This window comes from Rhodanobacter sp. DHG33 (assembly GCF_014843005.1).
GTDB lineage: Bacteria > Pseudomonadota > Gammaproteobacteria > Xanthomonadales > Rhodanobacteraceae > Rhodanobacter_A.
Genome location: NZ_JACYXM010000008.1, coordinates 100,841 through 116,677, shown reverse-complemented (window position 1 = coordinate 116,677; position 15,837 = coordinate 100,841). Strand labels below are relative to the sequence as shown.

General features: G+C 66.0%; 14 protein-coding genes. 7 read left to right on the top strand and 7 right to left on the bottom strand.

Annotation, left to right across the window (positions count from 1 at the left end; genetic code table 11):
- Window positions 1-46: 46 nt before the first annotated feature.
- Window positions 47-1,300 carry a S8 family serine peptidase gene (locus IHE46_RS15285; protein WP_192165528.1) on the bottom strand — a complete coding sequence of 418 codons (1,254 nt, stop codon included), beginning with the start codon at window positions 1,298-1,300 and terminating at the stop codon, window positions 47-49.
- Window positions 1,301-1,419: 119 nt separating this feature from the next.
- Between IHE46_RS15285 and IHE46_RS15280 the strand changes: the two genes are divergently transcribed.
- The 4 genes from IHE46_RS15280 to msrA all read left to right on the top strand — a co-directional run bounded on the left by IHE46_RS15280 (window position 1,420) and on the right by msrA (window position 3,694).
- Complete coding sequence (locus tag IHE46_RS15280; RefSeq protein ID WP_192165527.1) at window positions 1,420-1,911, top strand: RNA polymerase sigma factor; 492 nt, start codon at window positions 1,420-1,422, stop codon at window positions 1,909-1,911.
- Window positions 1,908-2,651, top strand: coding sequence for a zf-HC2 domain-containing protein (locus IHE46_RS15275; RefSeq protein WP_192165526.1), 744 nt, complete (start codon window positions 1,908-1,910; stop codon window positions 2,649-2,651). Before IHE46_RS15280 ends, IHE46_RS15275 begins: the two co-directional genes overlap by 4 nt.
- 81 nt (window positions 2,652-2,732) lie before the next feature.
- On the top strand, window positions 2,733-3,179 hold the full coding sequence (gene msrB, locus IHE46_RS15270) for a peptide-methionine (R)-S-oxide reductase MsrB (protein ID WP_192165525.1): 447 nt from the start codon (window positions 2,733-2,735) through the stop codon (window positions 3,177-3,179).
- Window positions 3,179-3,694: a peptide-methionine (S)-S-oxide reductase MsrA gene (gene msrA, locus IHE46_RS15265; RefSeq protein WP_225563100.1), complete on the top strand. Its 516-nt coding sequence runs from the start codon at window positions 3,179-3,181 to the stop codon at window positions 3,692-3,694. The genes msrB and msrA overlap by 1 nt, the downstream gene beginning before the upstream one ends.
- 4 nt (window positions 3,695-3,698) lie before the next feature.
- On the opposite strand, the gene IHE46_RS15260 is transcribed toward msrA, so the two are convergent.
- The 3 genes from IHE46_RS15260 to IHE46_RS15250 are packed head-to-tail and all read right to left on the bottom strand — an operon-like array spanning window position 3,699 to window position 6,073.
- Window positions 3,699-4,046, bottom strand: a complete 348-nt coding sequence (locus tag IHE46_RS15260) for a hypothetical protein (protein WP_192165523.1) — start codon at window positions 4,044-4,046, stop codon at window positions 3,699-3,701.
- A gap of 18 nt (window positions 4,047-4,064) precedes the next feature.
- Entirely contained in the window at window positions 4,065-4,835 is a 771-nt protein-coding gene (locus IHE46_RS15255; protein ID WP_192165522.1) for a LytTR family DNA-binding domain-containing protein, read from the bottom strand.
- A complete protein-coding gene (locus tag IHE46_RS15250; protein ID WP_225563099.1) occupies window positions 4,832-6,073 on the bottom strand; it encodes a histidine kinase in 1,242 nt (413 codons plus the stop codon). Before IHE46_RS15250 ends, IHE46_RS15255 begins: the two co-directional genes overlap by 4 nt.
- Before the next feature lie 240 nt (window positions 6,074-6,313).
- Here IHE46_RS15250 and IHE46_RS15245 point away from each other — a divergent pair, with 240 nt between their 5' ends.
- Complete coding sequence (locus tag IHE46_RS15245) at window positions 6,314-8,968, top strand: M1 family metallopeptidase (RefSeq protein ID WP_192165520.1); 2,655 nt, start codon at window positions 6,314-6,316, stop codon at window positions 8,966-8,968.
- Between the two features lie 75 nt (window positions 8,969-9,043).
- Here the strand turns inward: IHE46_RS15245 and IHE46_RS15240 are convergent, their stop codons facing one another.
- A complete protein-coding gene (locus IHE46_RS15240) occupies window positions 9,044-10,249 on the bottom strand; it encodes a PatB family C-S lyase (protein ID WP_192165519.1) in 1,206 nt (401 codons plus the stop codon).
- 43 nt (window positions 10,250-10,292) lie between these two features.
- On the bottom strand, window positions 10,293-12,437 hold the full coding sequence (gene ovoA / locus IHE46_RS15235) for a 5-histidylcysteine sulfoxide synthase (protein ID WP_225563098.1): 2,145 nt from the start codon (window positions 12,435-12,437) through the stop codon (window positions 10,293-10,295).
- A gap of 208 nt (window positions 12,438-12,645) precedes the next feature.
- On the opposite strand from ovoA, the gene IHE46_RS15230 reads away from it, so the two are divergent.
- Together IHE46_RS15230 and IHE46_RS15225 are read left to right on the top strand one after the other, a co-directional pair.
- Entirely contained in the window at window positions 12,646-13,233 is a 588-nt protein-coding gene (locus IHE46_RS15230; RefSeq protein WP_192165518.1) for a LemA family protein, read from the top strand.
- Window positions 13,234-13,284: 51 nt separating this feature from the next.
- A complete protein-coding gene (locus IHE46_RS15225) occupies window positions 13,285-15,252 on the top strand; it encodes a M48 family metallopeptidase (RefSeq protein ID WP_192165517.1) in 1,968 nt (655 codons plus the stop codon).
- A gap of 80 nt (window positions 15,253-15,332) precedes the next feature.
- Here the strand turns inward: IHE46_RS15225 and IHE46_RS15220 are convergent, their stop codons facing one another.
- Window positions 15,333-15,809 (bottom strand): hypothetical protein, encoded by a 477-nt coding sequence (locus tag IHE46_RS15220; RefSeq protein ID WP_192165516.1) that lies wholly within the window; start codon window positions 15,807-15,809, stop codon window positions 15,333-15,335.
- Window positions 15,810-15,837 lie beyond the last annotated feature (28 nt).

Sequence of the window (15,837 nt, the reverse complement as noted above, 5' to 3'; positions counted from 1 at the left end):
GGGCTTCCTTCCCGGTCGATCGGGCGTGGTTGCTTTGCGTTCAGTTTCAGGGCGACAGCAGCCCATGGCCGCAACGGGCGTCGTCGGCCTTGGTATCGAGGGCATGCGCTTCGCCGATCAGCTGCTGCAATGCCTGGGCTGCTGCGCCCGGATACGGCGTGTCCAGTGCCTGGGCGGCCTTGCGTGCCGCGATGGGGGCCGCGAACGAGGTCCCGCGCAGCATGCCTGGACCGCTGCCGACCACGCCCGATGCGCAGAAGGCCACCTGCTTGCCGCTCGCGGATTCCGGCAGCACCCGGCCGCGCGCATCGACGGCGCCGACGCCGATCACCCCCGGATAGGACGCCGGATACAGCGGCGGCGCGGCGGGACCGTCGTTGCCGGCCGCGCCGACCAGCACATGGCCACGCGCGATCATCGCCTGCACCGCGCGTGCGAGCACCGGGTTGTCGGGGCCGACCAGGCTGATGTTGATCACCGCCACGCGCTCGCGATCCATCCATGCGAGAGCGTCCACCAGCCGGGAGGTGGCGCCGCCGACATCGTCGCCGCACCACAGGTCGGCGGCGTACAAGGTATCCGGGTCGCCGGCGACGAGGCGAGCGGCCACGGCCGTGCCATGTCGCGAGGCGGTCACGGTGCTGCAGCCGTGCCTTTGGACGTGCGCATGCGTCAGTGCGGGATCGGCCGGATCGACGCCGCCGTCGACCATCCCCACGCTGCGGGACGACATCGCCGGCACGGAGTCGGGCATGCCTGCAGCGGACGTCGCGTAGGCGTCGCCCGCCGGGAGGTAAAGATGCTGATAGGTGAACGTGGCATCCGGCGCAGCCTGCTGCAGGGTACGCATGGCTTTTCTCGTGCTGCGTCCGCGGGTGTCGTGCAGCACCATGAAATCCAGGCCAAGCGTCGCGTCTGCCGCATCCTCGGGGTCTACGGTGAAACCCTGTGCCTGCAAGGCGTCGCGTTGCGCGTCCGACAGTCCCACGGCGAGAAACTCGCCGCGCAGGATGGGCGCGCCCGAGGGATCGACCGTGACGCGTCGCGGCTCGGCGCGCAGCAGTGCATCGACCTGCGTCTTCAGGCTGAGCGCCAAGGGCTGGCGCAACAGGTCGTCGACACCTTGCAGGTTTACACCGGGCACCGCGCTTGGCAGCGGCGCGGTCGGCAGCGGCAGAGGCGGCAGTCCTCGCTGCACCGGGCCCAGCACCTGCGCTTGTGCAGAAGACGGCCTACCGCCCCATGCGAGCACGGCGGCCAGCACGGTAACGGACAGGACGGAAGCTCGACGCAACGGCATCACCGGACACCTCGGGACGACGGGGCCGGATGCTAGCATGCGGCCACTTCATGCCCTCGAACCGTGCCGGCGTACCGAGGGAAGGAATCCACCCCTTCAGACGTAATGGAAGGTGATGCGTGCATTCGAGCGATGCCGTGCGCGAAGGGCTGATTGCACTGTTGCCGCGCCTGCGCCGCCTGGCACGAGCGCTGGCAGGGCAGGCGGCCGACGCCGACGACCTGGTGCAGGTAGTGCTGGAGCGTGCGCTGGCCCGGTCGGCGCAGTGGCGGCCGGATGCCGCGCTGGACAAGTGGGTGTTCGCGATCGCGCGCAACGCCTGGCGGGACGAGTTGCGCGCGCGCGGCCGGGCGCAGCATCTGTTTGCGCCGGAGGAAGCGGGCGACACGGTGGCCGACGGCAGCGAAACACGGCACGTACGGCAGTTGGAGGTGGCGGAGGCGCTTGCGATGCTGCCGCCGGACCATCGCGAAGTGGTGGCGCTGGTGTTGGTCGAGGGCCTGTCGTACGACGAGGCCGCCGCCTTGCTGGACGTGCCGGTGGGAACCGTCACCAGCCGTCTAGCCCGGGCCCGGGCCGCCTTGCAGGCCCATCTTGGAAGCGACGCATGAATCCGATCGACGACGATATCTTGCAGGCCTACGTGGATGGCGAACTCGACGCAGCGGCGCGCGCGCGCGTCGAGGCCGCGCTCGCGCAGGACGATGCGCTAGCCCGTCGCGTGCGGCAGGCGCGCGCCTTGGGCGCACAGCTGCGGGATGCGTTCGACCCTGTGCTGGAGGAACCGGTACCTGCACGCCTTTCCGCCCTGTTGCAGCCGGGAGTCGCGCCGGCCACGTCCCGCGCGGTGGAGAGCGGACGGGTCGCACGTGTCGCGCGGCACCGTACGCCTCGCCGCTGGTTGATGCCGGGCGCGGCGCTGGCCGCATCGGTGGCACTGCTTGCCGCAGGTCTGTGGTGGTGGAATGCCGGCGACGGAGTAGTGCGCATGCGCAACGGTGTTCCTTACGCTGCCGGCGTCCTCGACCGCGCGCTCGACCGGGCGCTGGCGAGCGAGCCGGATGCCCAAGCCCCGGTCGCGATCGGTCTCAGTTTTCGCGCCGACGACGGGCATATCTGCCGCACCTTCACCGTGCGCACGCCGCCGGAGCGCGCCGGACTGGCCTGCCGCTCCACGGCGGGTTGGGCCTTGCCCGTGCTGGGTCCTGCGGTTCCTCCCGAGGGCGGCGAACTGCGCCAGGCCGCCAGTGGCCTGCCTCCCGCGGTGCAGGCTGCGGTCGATGCCCGTCTGCGCGGCGACGTCTTCGATGCAGAGCAGGAGCGCGCGGCAAGGGCAGCGGGCTGGCACTGAAGCTTTTGTCGGGGCATGGTTCTTGGATCGATTGCGCGCGCCCCCATTTCGGTTCGTGCCGATCCCCAGTGGAGACCCGCCATGTCCGTGTACCGCAAGACAACCGAAGCGCTGGCGCGCCTGACGCCGGAGCAGTATCGCGTCACGCAGGAGAACGCCACCGAATACCCCGGCACCGGCGAATACCTGCACAACACCGCAGCGGGCATCTATGTGGACGTGGTGACGGGCGAGCCGCTGTTCGCCTCCGCCGACAAGTTCGAATCGCATTGCGGCTGGCCCAGTTTCACCAAGCCGCTGGAAGCGGCCAGTGTCCAGGAGCTGCGCGATACCTCGCACGGCATGGTCCGCACCGAGGTGCGTTCGTCGCAGGGCGACAGTCACCTTGGGCATGTCTTTCCGGATGGTCCCGCCGAGCGGGGTGGCCTGCGTTACTGCATCAACTCCGCGTCGCTGCGCTTCGTGCCGCGCGCCGACATGGAGGCCGAGGGCTACGGCGCATGGCTGTCCCAGGTGGAGGGCGAATGATGGCGACCGAACGCGCCGTACTCGCCGGAGGCTGTTTCTGGGGTGTGCAGGAATTGCTGCGCCAGCAGCCGGGCGTGCTGTCCACCCGCACGGGTTATGCCGGGGGCGACGTGCCCAACGCCACTTATCGCCATCACGGCACGCATGCCGAGGCAGTGGAAATCATCTTCGACCCGGCACGCACCAGTTATCGCGAGCTGCTGGAATTTTTCTTCCAGATCCACGACCCGAGCACGCCGAACCGGCAGGGCAACGATCGCGGCAGCTCCTACCGTTCGATGATCCTGTATGCCGACGAGACGCAGAAGCGCATCGCCGAAGACACCGTGGCCGACGTGGATGCCTCCGGCCTGTGGCCGGGCCGCGTGGTCACCGAGATCAAGCCGCTGGGCGATTTCTGGCAAGCCGAGCCGGAGCATCAGGATTACCTGCAGCATTATCCCGACGGCTACACCTGCCATTTCGTGCGGCCCGGCTGGCGTTTGCCGCGCCGGACGGACGCCGCCACACGCTGATCGCTCAAGACCGCGGATGCAGGCAGGCCGCCGTCATCGGTCCGGCCTCGCGCTGCATGCACACCTGCACGCCGTGGGGCAGGTCGTCGAAGGTTTGCCCGTCGCCGGCACTGACCGCGAACTGGCGCAGCGGCGGCGCGTCGCAATGGGTGCCGGTGCAGTCCTGCGCAAACAGCGCATAGTGGCATTCGCCCGTGGCGCTGGCGCGGCAATCGAAACGGGCGGACAGCAGGTCGATCGTGACGCGGCTGTCGAAGGTGGTGCGGCCGTCTTCGACCGACCGCACGACGATGGTCCGCTCGCCGGGAGCGCAGCCGGCCAGCAACAGGATGATGGCGATCAGCTTGTACATGGCGAACCTCGCGATGGGTCACATGTTGCGGAACAGCGTCATGAAAGGCTGGCTGACGGTGAGGGTCTCGGGTCGCTGCTTGAGGCGCACGGTGCCTTTGCCGCTGTCGTCGCGCACGATGGAGGCGATGGCTTTCAGGTTGACGATGGTGGAGCGGTGGATCTGCTTGAACACGGCCGGGTCGAGTTGCTCCAGCAGCTCGCGGATCGGCTTGCGCAGCAGCGCCTCGCCATCGGCGGTCATTGCCACGGTGTATTTGTGGTCGGCGCGGAAGTAGGCGACGTCGTCCACCATGATCAGCCGCGTTTCGCGGCCGATGCCGGCGGTGATCCAGGTCAGGGGCGGCGCTTGGCTGGCGTGCGTGCCGCCCTGCGCCAGCTCGCGCAGCAGCAGAGCCAGGTCGCCGCGGGCGACCTGGCCGGCCGTGGAGCGCCGCTTCAGCCGCTCGACGGTGGCCGCCAGCCGCTCGACGGCGATGGGCTTGAGCAGGTAGTCGATCGCGCCGCGTTCGAAGGCGTCGATGGCGTACTGGTCGTAGGCGGTGGTGAACACCACCTGCGTGCCCGGGCTGGCTTCGGCCGCCGCTGCCGCCACTTCCAGGCCGCTGAGGCCGGGCATGCGGATGTCGAGGAAGGCCACATCCGGATGGTGCGTGGCGATGGCTTCGAGTGCGTCGGCGCCGTTTTCGCATTCGGCGATCACGTCCAGCTCCGGCCATGCTTCGCCGAGCAGCCGGCTCAGCGCGTCGCGCAGCAGCGGTTCGTCTTCGGCGATCACTGCACGGCTCATGGTTGCGGTTCCGCTGCGGCCATAGCCGCTTGCTGCGCGGGCACGGTGAGCGTGGCGGCCACGCCTTCCGGCACGTTGGCAACCACGGCCAGCGAGGCGCGCGGGCCGTAGACGAGCTGCAGCCGTTCGCGCACGTTCTTCAGGCCGATGCCGGTACCGCCGCCGGCCGCGCCGAAGCCCTGGCCGTCGTCGGCCACGGTGACCGCCACGCTGTCGCCGTCGCGGCGGGCGAGGATCCACACGGTGCCGCTGCCGGGTTTGGGCTCCAGCCCGTGCTTGATCGCGTTTTCCACCAGGGTCTGCAACATCATCGGCGGCAACGTGATGGCGCGCAGCGCGTCGGGCACTTCGATCTTCATGTCCAGCCGCGCACCCATGCGGATCTTCAGGATTTCGAGATAGGCGCGGGCGCGTTCCAGTTCCTCGCCCAGCGTGGAGAGCGTTTCCTCCGCGCTGGGCAGCGAGTGGCGCAGGTACTGGATGAGATGGCCGAGCATGCGGTCGGCCTGCGCGGGTTCGCTGCGCGTGAGGTACTGCGCGCTGGCCAGCGTGTTGTAGAGGAAGTGCGGTTCCACCTGCGCATGCAGCAGGTTGAGTTTGGCCTGCGCCAGCTCCTTGTCGGTCGCGGCCTGGGTGGCGGCCTGCTGTTCGCGGCGGCGGCGTTCGGACACGCGGCGGGCGAGGGCACGGGAGATCGCCTCGGCATTGACCAGGTTGGCGCCGTCGTCGACGCGGAACCAGTCGGTCCAGGCGCCGCTTTCCGGCTCGCAGACCAGCGTCACGCTGCCGATGCCGTCGCCCGGGGTGACCGTGGCGAAGATCTGGTTGCGCCGGCTGCCCAGCCAGCTGAAGGGGTTGAGCCAGCCGAGCACGGCGCGGCCGTAGGGGTTGGGGCGGCGCACCTTGGCGCGTATCTGCAGGCTGTCGCGGGCGCTCTCGATTTCCTCGGTGTAGGGCAGCTCGCGGATCGTCGCGTCCAGCATGTCGAACGCCTCGCCCGCCTCGAACGGCAGTTCGATCTGCCGGCGCTGGCGGTTGCCCAGCGTGTCCAGGTTCGCGTGTCCGGCGATCAGGCGCACGCGCCGCAGGTGGGAGAACGCGCCGGTGATCACCAGCGCCAGCACCACGACGATGATGATCTGCGGCAGGGGTTCCGTGCCACGGAGCGGGCCGGTGTTGACCATCAGGATCACGACGAAGAGCAGCGCCAGCAGCCAGGCCAGGACGAGGCGTGCCATGAAGAAAAGACCCTTGATCACGATGTTGTCCCCAGTGGTTGATCGTCGGGAGCGAGCATAGCGATCCATTTTGCGGGTTTCGCCGGACTTGCGACCAAGGCGGAGGCGGCAGGCGCGAAACGGGCGGAATGCGGCGCGAAACACGGTCGGGAGGCATGACTTCCGGCCATTCCTGGCCACCGCCGCTGGCGCCACCATGGGCGGCAATTTATCCACCATCCCTTCCAAGGAGAGGTACCCATGCGCAAGTCTCTGGTTTCCGCGATCGCGCTGGCGCTCGCCGTGTCCGCCGGCAGCACCCTGGCGATGCCGGCGCAGCCGGCGGCTGCCGAATCGTCGCTCACCCCCACCCAGCTGCCGCGCAATGTGCGGCCCGTGCATTACGCCGTGGCCATCACGCCGCATGCGGACAAGCTGAACTTCGACGGCCAGGTGACCGTGGACGTGCAGGTGCTCAAGCCCAGCACCAGCATCACCCTCAATGCCGAAGGCATGACGTTCTCGTCGGTGACGCTGGAACCGGCGGCGGGCAAGGGCGCCGCCATGACGGCCAAGGTCGCGGTGGACGAAAAGAAGCAGACGGCCACCTTCAGCTTCGACAAGCCGGTCGCGCCGGGCAGCTACAAGCTGGCGATGAACTACGTCGGCACCATCGGCACCCAGGCCAACGGCCTGTTCGCCATCGACTATCCCACCACCGCGGGCCAGAAGCGCGCGCTGTTCACGCAGTTCGAGAACTCCGATGCGCGCCGCTTCATCCCGTCGTGGGACGAGCCGGCGTACAAAGCCAGCTTCGACCTCAGCGTCACCGTGCCGGGCAGCGATATGGCGGTGAGCAACATGCCGGTGGCTTCGAAGGCCGACGCCGGCAACGGCCTGGAGAAGGTGACCTTCCAGACCACGCCGAAGATGTCGACCTACCTGCTGTTCTTCGGCCTGGGCGAATTCGACCGCGTCACCACCACCTCGGACGGCACCGAGATCGGCGTGGTCATGCAGAAGGGCAAGGGCGCACAGGCCGCCTTCACGCTGGACTCGGCCAAGGCCGTGCTGCACGACTACAACGACTACTTCGGCATCAAGTACCCGCTGCCCAAGCTCGACAACATCGCCGCGCCGGGCAGCAGCCAGTTCTTCTCGGCGATGGAGAACTGGGGCGCGATCTTCACCTTCGAGTACGCCATGCTGCTCGACCCGTCGTTCTCCACGCAGGGCGACAAGATGGAGGTGTTCAACACCGCCGCGCACGAAATGGCGCACCAGTGGTTCGGCGACCTGGTCACCATGAACTGGTGGGACAACCTGTGGCTCAACGAAGGCTTCGCCTCGTGGATGGCCGAGCGCGAGACCGAGAAGGTGCACCCGGAGTGGAACACCGTGCTCGACACCGTGGGCACGCGCGAAGGCGCAATGTCGGTCGACGCGGTGGCCACCACGCATCCCATCGTGCAGAAGATCGACACGGTGGAGCAGGCCAGCCAGGCCTTCGACACCATCACCTATTCCAAGGGCGAGGCGGTGATCCGCATGCTCGAGGCCTATGTCGGTCCGGAGAACTGGCGCCGGGGCGTGCACGACTACCTCAAGGCCCACGCCTACGGCAACACCGTGTCCGACGACCTGTGGCATGCGGTGGACGGCGCGGCTCCCGGCAAGCGCATCACCCAGGTGGCGCACGACTTCACCCTGCAGCCGGGCGTACCGCTGATCAAGGTGGACTCGACCCTGTGCAGCAACGGCGAAACCACCATCAAGCTCACCCAGGGCGAGTTCACCAAGGACCGTCCGAACAAGCAGCCGCTGCGCTGGCACGTGCCGGTGATCGCGCAGGTGGTGGGCAATGCCAGCGCCAGCACCCTGGTGGACGGTTCCGCCACGCTGAAGCTGCAGGGCTGCGGCCCGGTGCTGGTGAACGCGGGGCAGAGCGGCTACTACCGCACGCTGTACGCGCCGGCGCAGCTCGCTGCGCTGAAGCAGGACTTCGACAAGCTGGCGCCGATCGATCAGCTCGGCCTGATGAGCGACACCTGGGCCGAGAGCATGGCCGGTCTCGAGCCGGTGTCGGATTTCCTCGACATGGCCAAGGCCACGCCGGCCAATGCCGATCCGGAAATCTGGGCTGAAGTGGCCGGCAGCCTCGTGGGGCTGGACCAGTACTACCGCGGCGACCAGGCACGCCAGGATCGCTTCCGCGCCTATGCCGTGGCGCAGCTCAAGCCGGTGTTCGCGCGCGTGGGCTGGGATGCCAAGCCGGACGAGAGCACCTCGACCACGCTGCTGCGCACGCAGCTGATCGGTGCGCTGTCCGCGCTGGGCGACCAGGACATGCTGAAGGAAGTGCGCCGCCGCTTCGACGCGCAGGCCACGGATCCGAAGGCGGTGCCGGCGGCCTTGCGCAAGACCATCTTCGCCATCGTGGCGCAGCATGCCGACGCGGCCACCTGGGACAAGCTGCATGCCCAAGCCAAGGCCGAGAAGTCGCCGATGATCAAGGATCGTTTGTACGGCCTGCTCTCCGTCGCCGAGGACAAGGCGCTGGCGCAGCGTGCGCTCGACCTCGCGCTCACCGACGAGCCGGGTGCCACCAACAGCGCCGGCATGATCGGCGGCGTGGCCTGGCGTCATCCGGAAATGGCCTACGACTTCGCCATGGCGCACCGCGCGCAGGTGGACAAGCTGGTCGACACCACCTCCAGCAGCCGCTACTACCCGGCGCTGGGCGGCAGCTCGTTCGACCCGGCGATGATCGGCAAGATCAAGGCCTATGAGGCCACCATCGATCCTTCCGCGCGGCGTCCGTCGGATAGCGTGATCGCCAACATCCAGTACCGCATGATGATCCGCAAGGATCGCCTGCCGGCGGTGGATGCGTGGCTGGCCAAGAACGGCGGCTGAGCGTTTCGGCAAGTGATATGAAACAAGGCCCCGCATGCGGGGCCTTGTTTTTGAAGCGGAACGAGGAATTTGCGCTTATCGGGACGGGATATCCCGTACATTCGGGGGCGCGTATGTTTGGCTCTGTGCCCTCTCGATAGCTGCCAGCGCCGCCTCGATATTGCGCCGCGGCGTGCCGATATTCATGCGCATGAAGCCGCTGCCGCCAGGGCCGAAGTCGACGCCGGGATTCAGGCCCAGCCTGCAGCGATGGATGAAGAATTCGCGCAGTGCCACGTCGTCCATGCCCAGCGCGCGGCAATCCAGCCACAGCAGGTAGCCGGCTTCGGACGGCACCAGGCGGATCGCGGGGATGTGCGTGCGCAGGCGGTCGGCGACGAAGTCGCGCGTGCCGGCGAGGTAAGTGCGCAAGGCATCGAGCCACTGGTCGCCGTCGCGCCACGCGGCTTCGCCGGCGGCGACGGCGAAAGGATTGGCGTCGCCAAGGTGCGAAGCCGCGATCGCATTCCGCAGCGCATCGCGCTGGTCGGCGCGCGGGGCCGCTATGAGGGTCAGTCCCAGGCCCTGCAGGTTGAAGGTCTTGCCGGGCGAGAGCACGGCGATGACGCGGTCGCCCGCACGTGCCAGGCCAAGCAGCGGGTGATGGCTGGCGCCGGGCAGCGCAAGGTCGCCGTGCACTTCGTCCGAGATGACGGTGAGGCCGTGGCGGCGCGCGATGCCCAGCACTTCTTCGAGTTCGCCCGGCGTCCATGCCCGGCCGACCGGGTTGTGCGGATTGCACAGCAGCAGGGCACGTGCACCGTCGCGTGCGTATTGCTCCAGCTGGGCGAGATCCATGGCGTAACGCCCATCGGTCTCGCGCAAGGGGTTGTGGAGCAGCCGGCGGCCGCAGTCCTCCACGGCGCGGAAGAAACCGGGATATACCGGCGACTGCACGACGATGGGATCCCCCATGGCGGTGCAGGACTGTATCGCCGCGGACATCGACGCCAGCACGCCGGAAGCAGGCACCAGCCATTCGCGCTCGACCTGCCAGCGGTGGCGGCGATCGCACCAGGCGATCAGCGACTGGTACAGGCTTTCCGGATATTGCGTGTAACCGTAGATCGGATGCCGGGCCCGCGCGAGCACGGCATCGCTCACGCAGGTTGGCACGGCGAAATCCATGTCGGCGACCCACAGCGGAAGCACATCGCCGCTGCCGAATTTCTGCCGGCGTCCATCGAACTTCAGCGCATGGCTGCCGGCGCGGTCGATGGACTGGTCGAAATCCGGCGTCATGGCCTGGCTGTTCCCCGCGATGCGCAGCAGGCGGGGAAACGGTTCACGCGCGCCGCCGCCACAGCGTCACCTCCGACAGGGTGTGCTGGAACTTGCGCCGCGTCTCGCGTATCACGAACGGCACTGCGCAGGGTTCGCCCACACGCTCGAAATGCACGCCGAGGATGGCGTCGAGGCCATCCAGCGTGGTGAAACTCTCGCCGTCTTTCTTGAACCCGCCCAGCCAGTCCGCGCGCGGCGTGTGTTCCACCAGCCAGGTGTAAGGCGAGGCGATCATCAGCAGGCCGCCGGGGTTCAGCCGTTCGTGGATGGCTTCGAGGAATTGCGCCGGGTTGTACAGCCGGTCGATCAGGTTGGCGGCGAGGATGAAATCGTAGCCGGCGAATTGCGGCTTGAGATTGCAGGCGTCGCCTTGGAAGAACTCCACCCTGGCAGCGGTATCCGTCAAGCCCAGCTCGGCGAGGTTGCGCGACTTGTACTCGACCAGTTCGCCTTCGTCCTGTAGCAGATAGCGCAGGCTGTCGCCGCGCGCCAGCGCCACGCCCTGGCCGATGAAGCGTGCGGAGAAATCCACGCCGGTGACGTGATCGAAGTGACGTGCCAGCTCGAAGCTGGCGCGGCCGGAGGCGCAGCCGAGATCGAGTGCTTTGCGCTTCGGCGAGCCGGCTAGCGCGTCCACTGCCAGGTCGGCGAGTGCCTTCGAGAAATTCGGCACGCCGAAGTAGCTGTCGCCGTAATGGAACTCGGCGTATTCGCTGAGCAGTTTGTCGGTTTCGTAGTGCGAGGCAGGCGCAGGTTTCATGTTTTTGGACACCACGTAGCGGAAACCCGCATGCTGGAAGAAATGGCGGCGGAAGGCATAGCGCGAAGCGGCCTCGGCCTCGTTGCCGGTGGCGATCCACGAGCCGCCCTTCATCAGATTGTGGCGGCCGTCGAAGGTGGGCGTGGTGAAGTCGTCGTAGATCGGATGCACCTGGAACCCTTCGAACGGATAGATCGGGGTTTCCGTCCACTGCCATGCATTGCCGGCGACGTCGAAGAATTCGCCCTGCGCGAAGCGGTTCACCGGGCACGACGAGGCCCAGTGCGTCAGGTTGAGGTTGGCGTCCGGCGTTTCGCCGTCCGGCGCGCCGCGCCGGCTTTCGGCGTACAGGCGATACCACTCGTCCTCGGTGGGCAGGCGCACCGGCTGGCCGCCGTGGGCGGATTTCCAGCGGCAAAACGCCTTGGCCTCGTGGTAGTTCACCTCCACCGGCCAGTCCCACGGCATCGGCATTTCGCCGGTCATCAGACGCAGCTGCCAGCCATCGGCCGAACGACGCCAGAAGGTAGGGTGGGTGGCTTTGGCGAATTCACGCCAGTTGTTGCCTTCCTCTTCCCAGTATCCGGATTGCGCATAGCCGCCGGCTTCGACGAAGGCCACGAACTCCCGGTTGCTGACCAGGTAGCGGCTGGCTTCGAAGGCCGGTACCTCGGCCTCGTGGTGGCCGTACTCGTTGTCCCAGCCATAGACGGCGCTGCCGATGCCGCGGCCCAGCGCCACGCTGCCGGCCGGTACCTTCACCAGCGTGTTTTCCGGTGCCTCGCCGCTTTGCGCGCAGGGCTGCCATGCAGGGTGCGGTTTCACATACGAGAGCTTGTGCTGACGGATCAGCACCGAGGAGGTTTCCAGGTGGATGTGCTCGTGCTCGATGCCCATGACGATGGCCCACCACGGGTTGTCCCAGCCGAGCGGGAGTTCCAGCGGCGCCTCATCGATCAGGCGGATGACCAGGGCGCGCACCTTGTCGCGATAGGCCTGCACTTCGGCCACGCTTGGCCAGTCGTAGTGCGCGTCGTTGAGATCGTCCCAGCCCATCTCGTCCACGCCCACCGCGAACACCGACTCGAGGTGCGGGTCGATGCGTTCCTCGATCATCCGCGTCAGCAGCAGCTTGTTGACGAAGAACGTCGCGGTGTGGCCGTAGTAGAAGATCAGCGGGTGGCGCAGCGTGATCGGCGGTTCGTACCAGGCCGCGTCGACGGCGAGCGTCTTGAACAGCGACTCGTAGCGGTCGAAGGTACTGGTGAAGTATTCGCGCAACGCCTGGCGCATGCGCTGCGGATCGCTCTCGTGCAGGTCTGGCGTGCGCGGCAGGGGCAGGGTGGTGGCGCGGAGGACAGGTTCGGCGAGCGTGGAAGCGTTCAAGGCGATACCTCTCGATCCTGGGGAAACGGATGGCGCCAGGATCTGCATTCTGGCACGCGACATGCCGCACGGCCCGATGGGCTTGCGCACCTCTGATACGTGAGGCGTGTTGCCGTAGATTCAATTCCACGGAGCAAAAATGATGGCAAGGAGTGGCATGGTATGCTCCTCTGGAAAGGCTTTGGGGAGCCTACCTAGGGGGCGCGTCATGGGGTTGATCGTTTTTCTGGCCATCATGCTGCTGGTCGTTTTTTACGTGGTCGGTCTTTACAACGGCCTCGTGACCGCGCGTAACAGCTACAAGAACGCGTTCGCACAAATCGACGTGCAACTCACGCGTCGCCACGATCTGATCCCCAATCTCGTGGAAACCGCCAAGGCTTATCTCGCGCACGAACACGGCACGCTCGAAGCCGTGATTCAGGCGCGCAATGCGGCGGTCAGCGGCTTGGCTCTCGCCAAGCGAAATCCAGGTGATCCGCAGGCCATGCAGCAATTGTCCGAATCCGAAGACGGTTTGACGCAGAGCTTGGGGCGTCTGTTCGCGGTAAGCGAGTCCTACCCGGACCTCAAGGCCAACGAGACCATCGGTCAGCTCACCGAAGAGCTCACCTCCACCGAAAACCGCGTGGCGTTTGCGCGTCAGGCCTATAACGATTCGGTGATGACCTATAACAATCGCTGCGAGGTCTTTCCGGGCTCCTTCATCGCCGGCAGTTTCGGCTTTAGCGAGGCGCGTCCGCTGGATATCGAAGACAAGACGATGCGCGAGGCACCCAAGGTTTCCTTCGGTTAATCGGCTAGGCCGGAAACGTCGGGTCGCGTCGGCTCGCTGGGGGACGATACCGTGGATTTTTTTGCCAGGCAGGCGAAGGTGCGCAGCAGTACGCGCCTTCTCGTGGTGCTGTTCGGCCTCGCCGTCGTTGCCATCGTGGTGGCCATGGACGCGGTGGTGTTCATGATATTTGGCCATCCCTGGATCAGGGTGGCCGATCACGCGGCTTACCAGCATAGGCTGATCACGTTCACCACGTTGGGCGTTCTGGCGGTGATCTTCGGTTCTGCGTTCTACCGCATTCGAAGTCTCGCCGGCGGCGGTTCAGTGGTAGCCGAGGATGTCAACGGCATTCCCGTGCCACCCGATGTCGACGATCCCAAGCTCAAACAATTGCGCAACGTGATCGAAGAGGTTGCCATCGCGTCCGGCACGCCCGTGCCGGACATTTACGTGATGCCACAGGAGCGTGGCATCAATGCTTTTGCGGCCGGCTATTCGGCGTCCGATGCAACGATCTGTGTCACACAAGGGTGTCTTGATAATCTCACGCGCGATGAGCTGCAGGGTGTGATCGCGCACGAATTCAGTCACGTGCTTAACGGCGACATGCGATTGAACATCCGCCTGATGGGATTGCTGTTCGGCATCATGGCCCTGTCGGTGCTCGGTCGGCAGTTCGCATGGAGCAGCGATGGCGGTTACGAATATTCTGAGCGCGACGCCGAACGCAAAGTGGTGGGCTATTTTTTTGGCCTCGGCTTTATCGTCATCGGGTCGATCGGTTATTTCTTCGGGCGTTTGATCCAGGCCGCCGTGGCGCGCGAACGCGAAGCACTGGCAGACGCATCCGCGGTGCAATTCACGCGACAAGCCGCTGGCATTGCTGGCGCGTTGAAGAAAATCGCGGTTGCTCCCGACGGATCGTTGTTGCAGGCAGGGAACCGCCACGAAGTCGCTCACATGATGTTCGGCGACGTGGACGAGTTCAATGCGTGGTTCGCCACACATCCGCCACTCATGCAGCGCATACGCACGCTGGAACCCTGGTTCCGCGAGCAGCAGTTGTTGCCGCTGGAGCACGCCATGAGCGAGCGTCTCACCGGCAACGACAGTGCAACGGCGGCCGGCGACGAAGCCAAGACACACAAAAGGGAGTTACCGCCGCTGGAATGGCCGGGTAGCACCGAGGCGGCGATGACTGTCGTGCCTGCTGTCGCAGCCGTTGCAGTTTCTTCACCCGTCACCACCACCCCGGCGCAAGAAAATTTCCAACAGGCGCGGTCGGTGCGGCAAAGTATGCCGGCGAGCCTGGTCGAGGCGGCGCGGACGCCTGAAACTGCGCTCAACCTGGCGCTGGCGCTGGGCATGTCGGAGCACGAAGATCTGCGGGCGCGCCAACGGCGATTCGTCGCCAATGCATTCGGCGACGACGTGCTGTCTGCCACGGATAAACTCATTGCCGATGAGATGACCGTGTCGGCGGTGCAGCGCATGCCGCTTATCGCCTTGTCATTCCCCGCGTTGAAGCAATTGCCGCGTGGTCGCCTGGAAACATTGAGCGACACACTCGACGCGATCGTTGGCGTCGACCCGCAGGTGGAACTCGACGACTATTGCTTGGTACGGCTGTTGCGAATGTATCTGCGCGAGGCCGCCAAACCGGGCAGTGCGCCCGTTGAAGGCCGGAAAAAGCTGCCGGCGTGCCGCGACAGTCTTTCGCTGGTTTACGCGGTCGTTGCGGTATACGGCAGCAACGACGATGCTTCGGCGCGGCGCGCGTGGCTGGCGGCGATGGATCAGGCGTTTCCGGGGGAAGTCTTCAGTTGGCAGACGCTGCCCATCGTGTGGCAGGCTCGGCTGGACCGAGCGCTGGACGATCTCGACCGCCTGCTGCCGGTCGCCAAGGAGATCGTGATCCAGGGGCTGCAGTGCGCGATCAAGGCCGATGGCGTCGTGACATCTACCGAGAAGGAGTTGTTGCGCATGGTGTGTGCCAGTCTGCACTGCGCGATACCGCAAATGTCCGCGTCAACCTGAGCACGGTGTTTGCCGTACTGTTTTGCACAAAGACGAACTTCAGCGTCGCTCAAAGGAGCTTTGTCAGGCTGAGGATTTATTCACTGCCCATGTTGATAGGTGGACAGGACGGACTCCATGTTGTTCAGCATGCTGCGTGCTGTACACATGCACCAGAGTCGCCAAATACCGAATAAGCCTAGGGCGATTCCCGCCACCATCGCCGCTATGTCGATACCGCCAGGTTCGAGAAGCAAGCCGCCGAAGATGCACAGTGCTCCGAATAGAAAGCACATGATCGGGAAAGCTACATTGAACAAATGCGCGCTTCCCGAATTGCCAAGACGACGATACGCCAAGGCCACCTGACCGATCCCGTGCACCAGTGAGCGCTGGCCGGCCACTGCGACGTAATCACCACTGGCAATGGGCGAACCAATCGAGAGGGGCGACCAAAAGCTTACAGGCGGGTCGCCGACCGTGAAGGTGGTCACCATTAAACCGGTGACGTTGCCACCATCCTTGCCGCCATTGTCGAAATCCGCGACGAAGCCTTTGATGACCTTGATCGACGCCATTGACATTCAAGTCCCCTCGTCGGTTGTC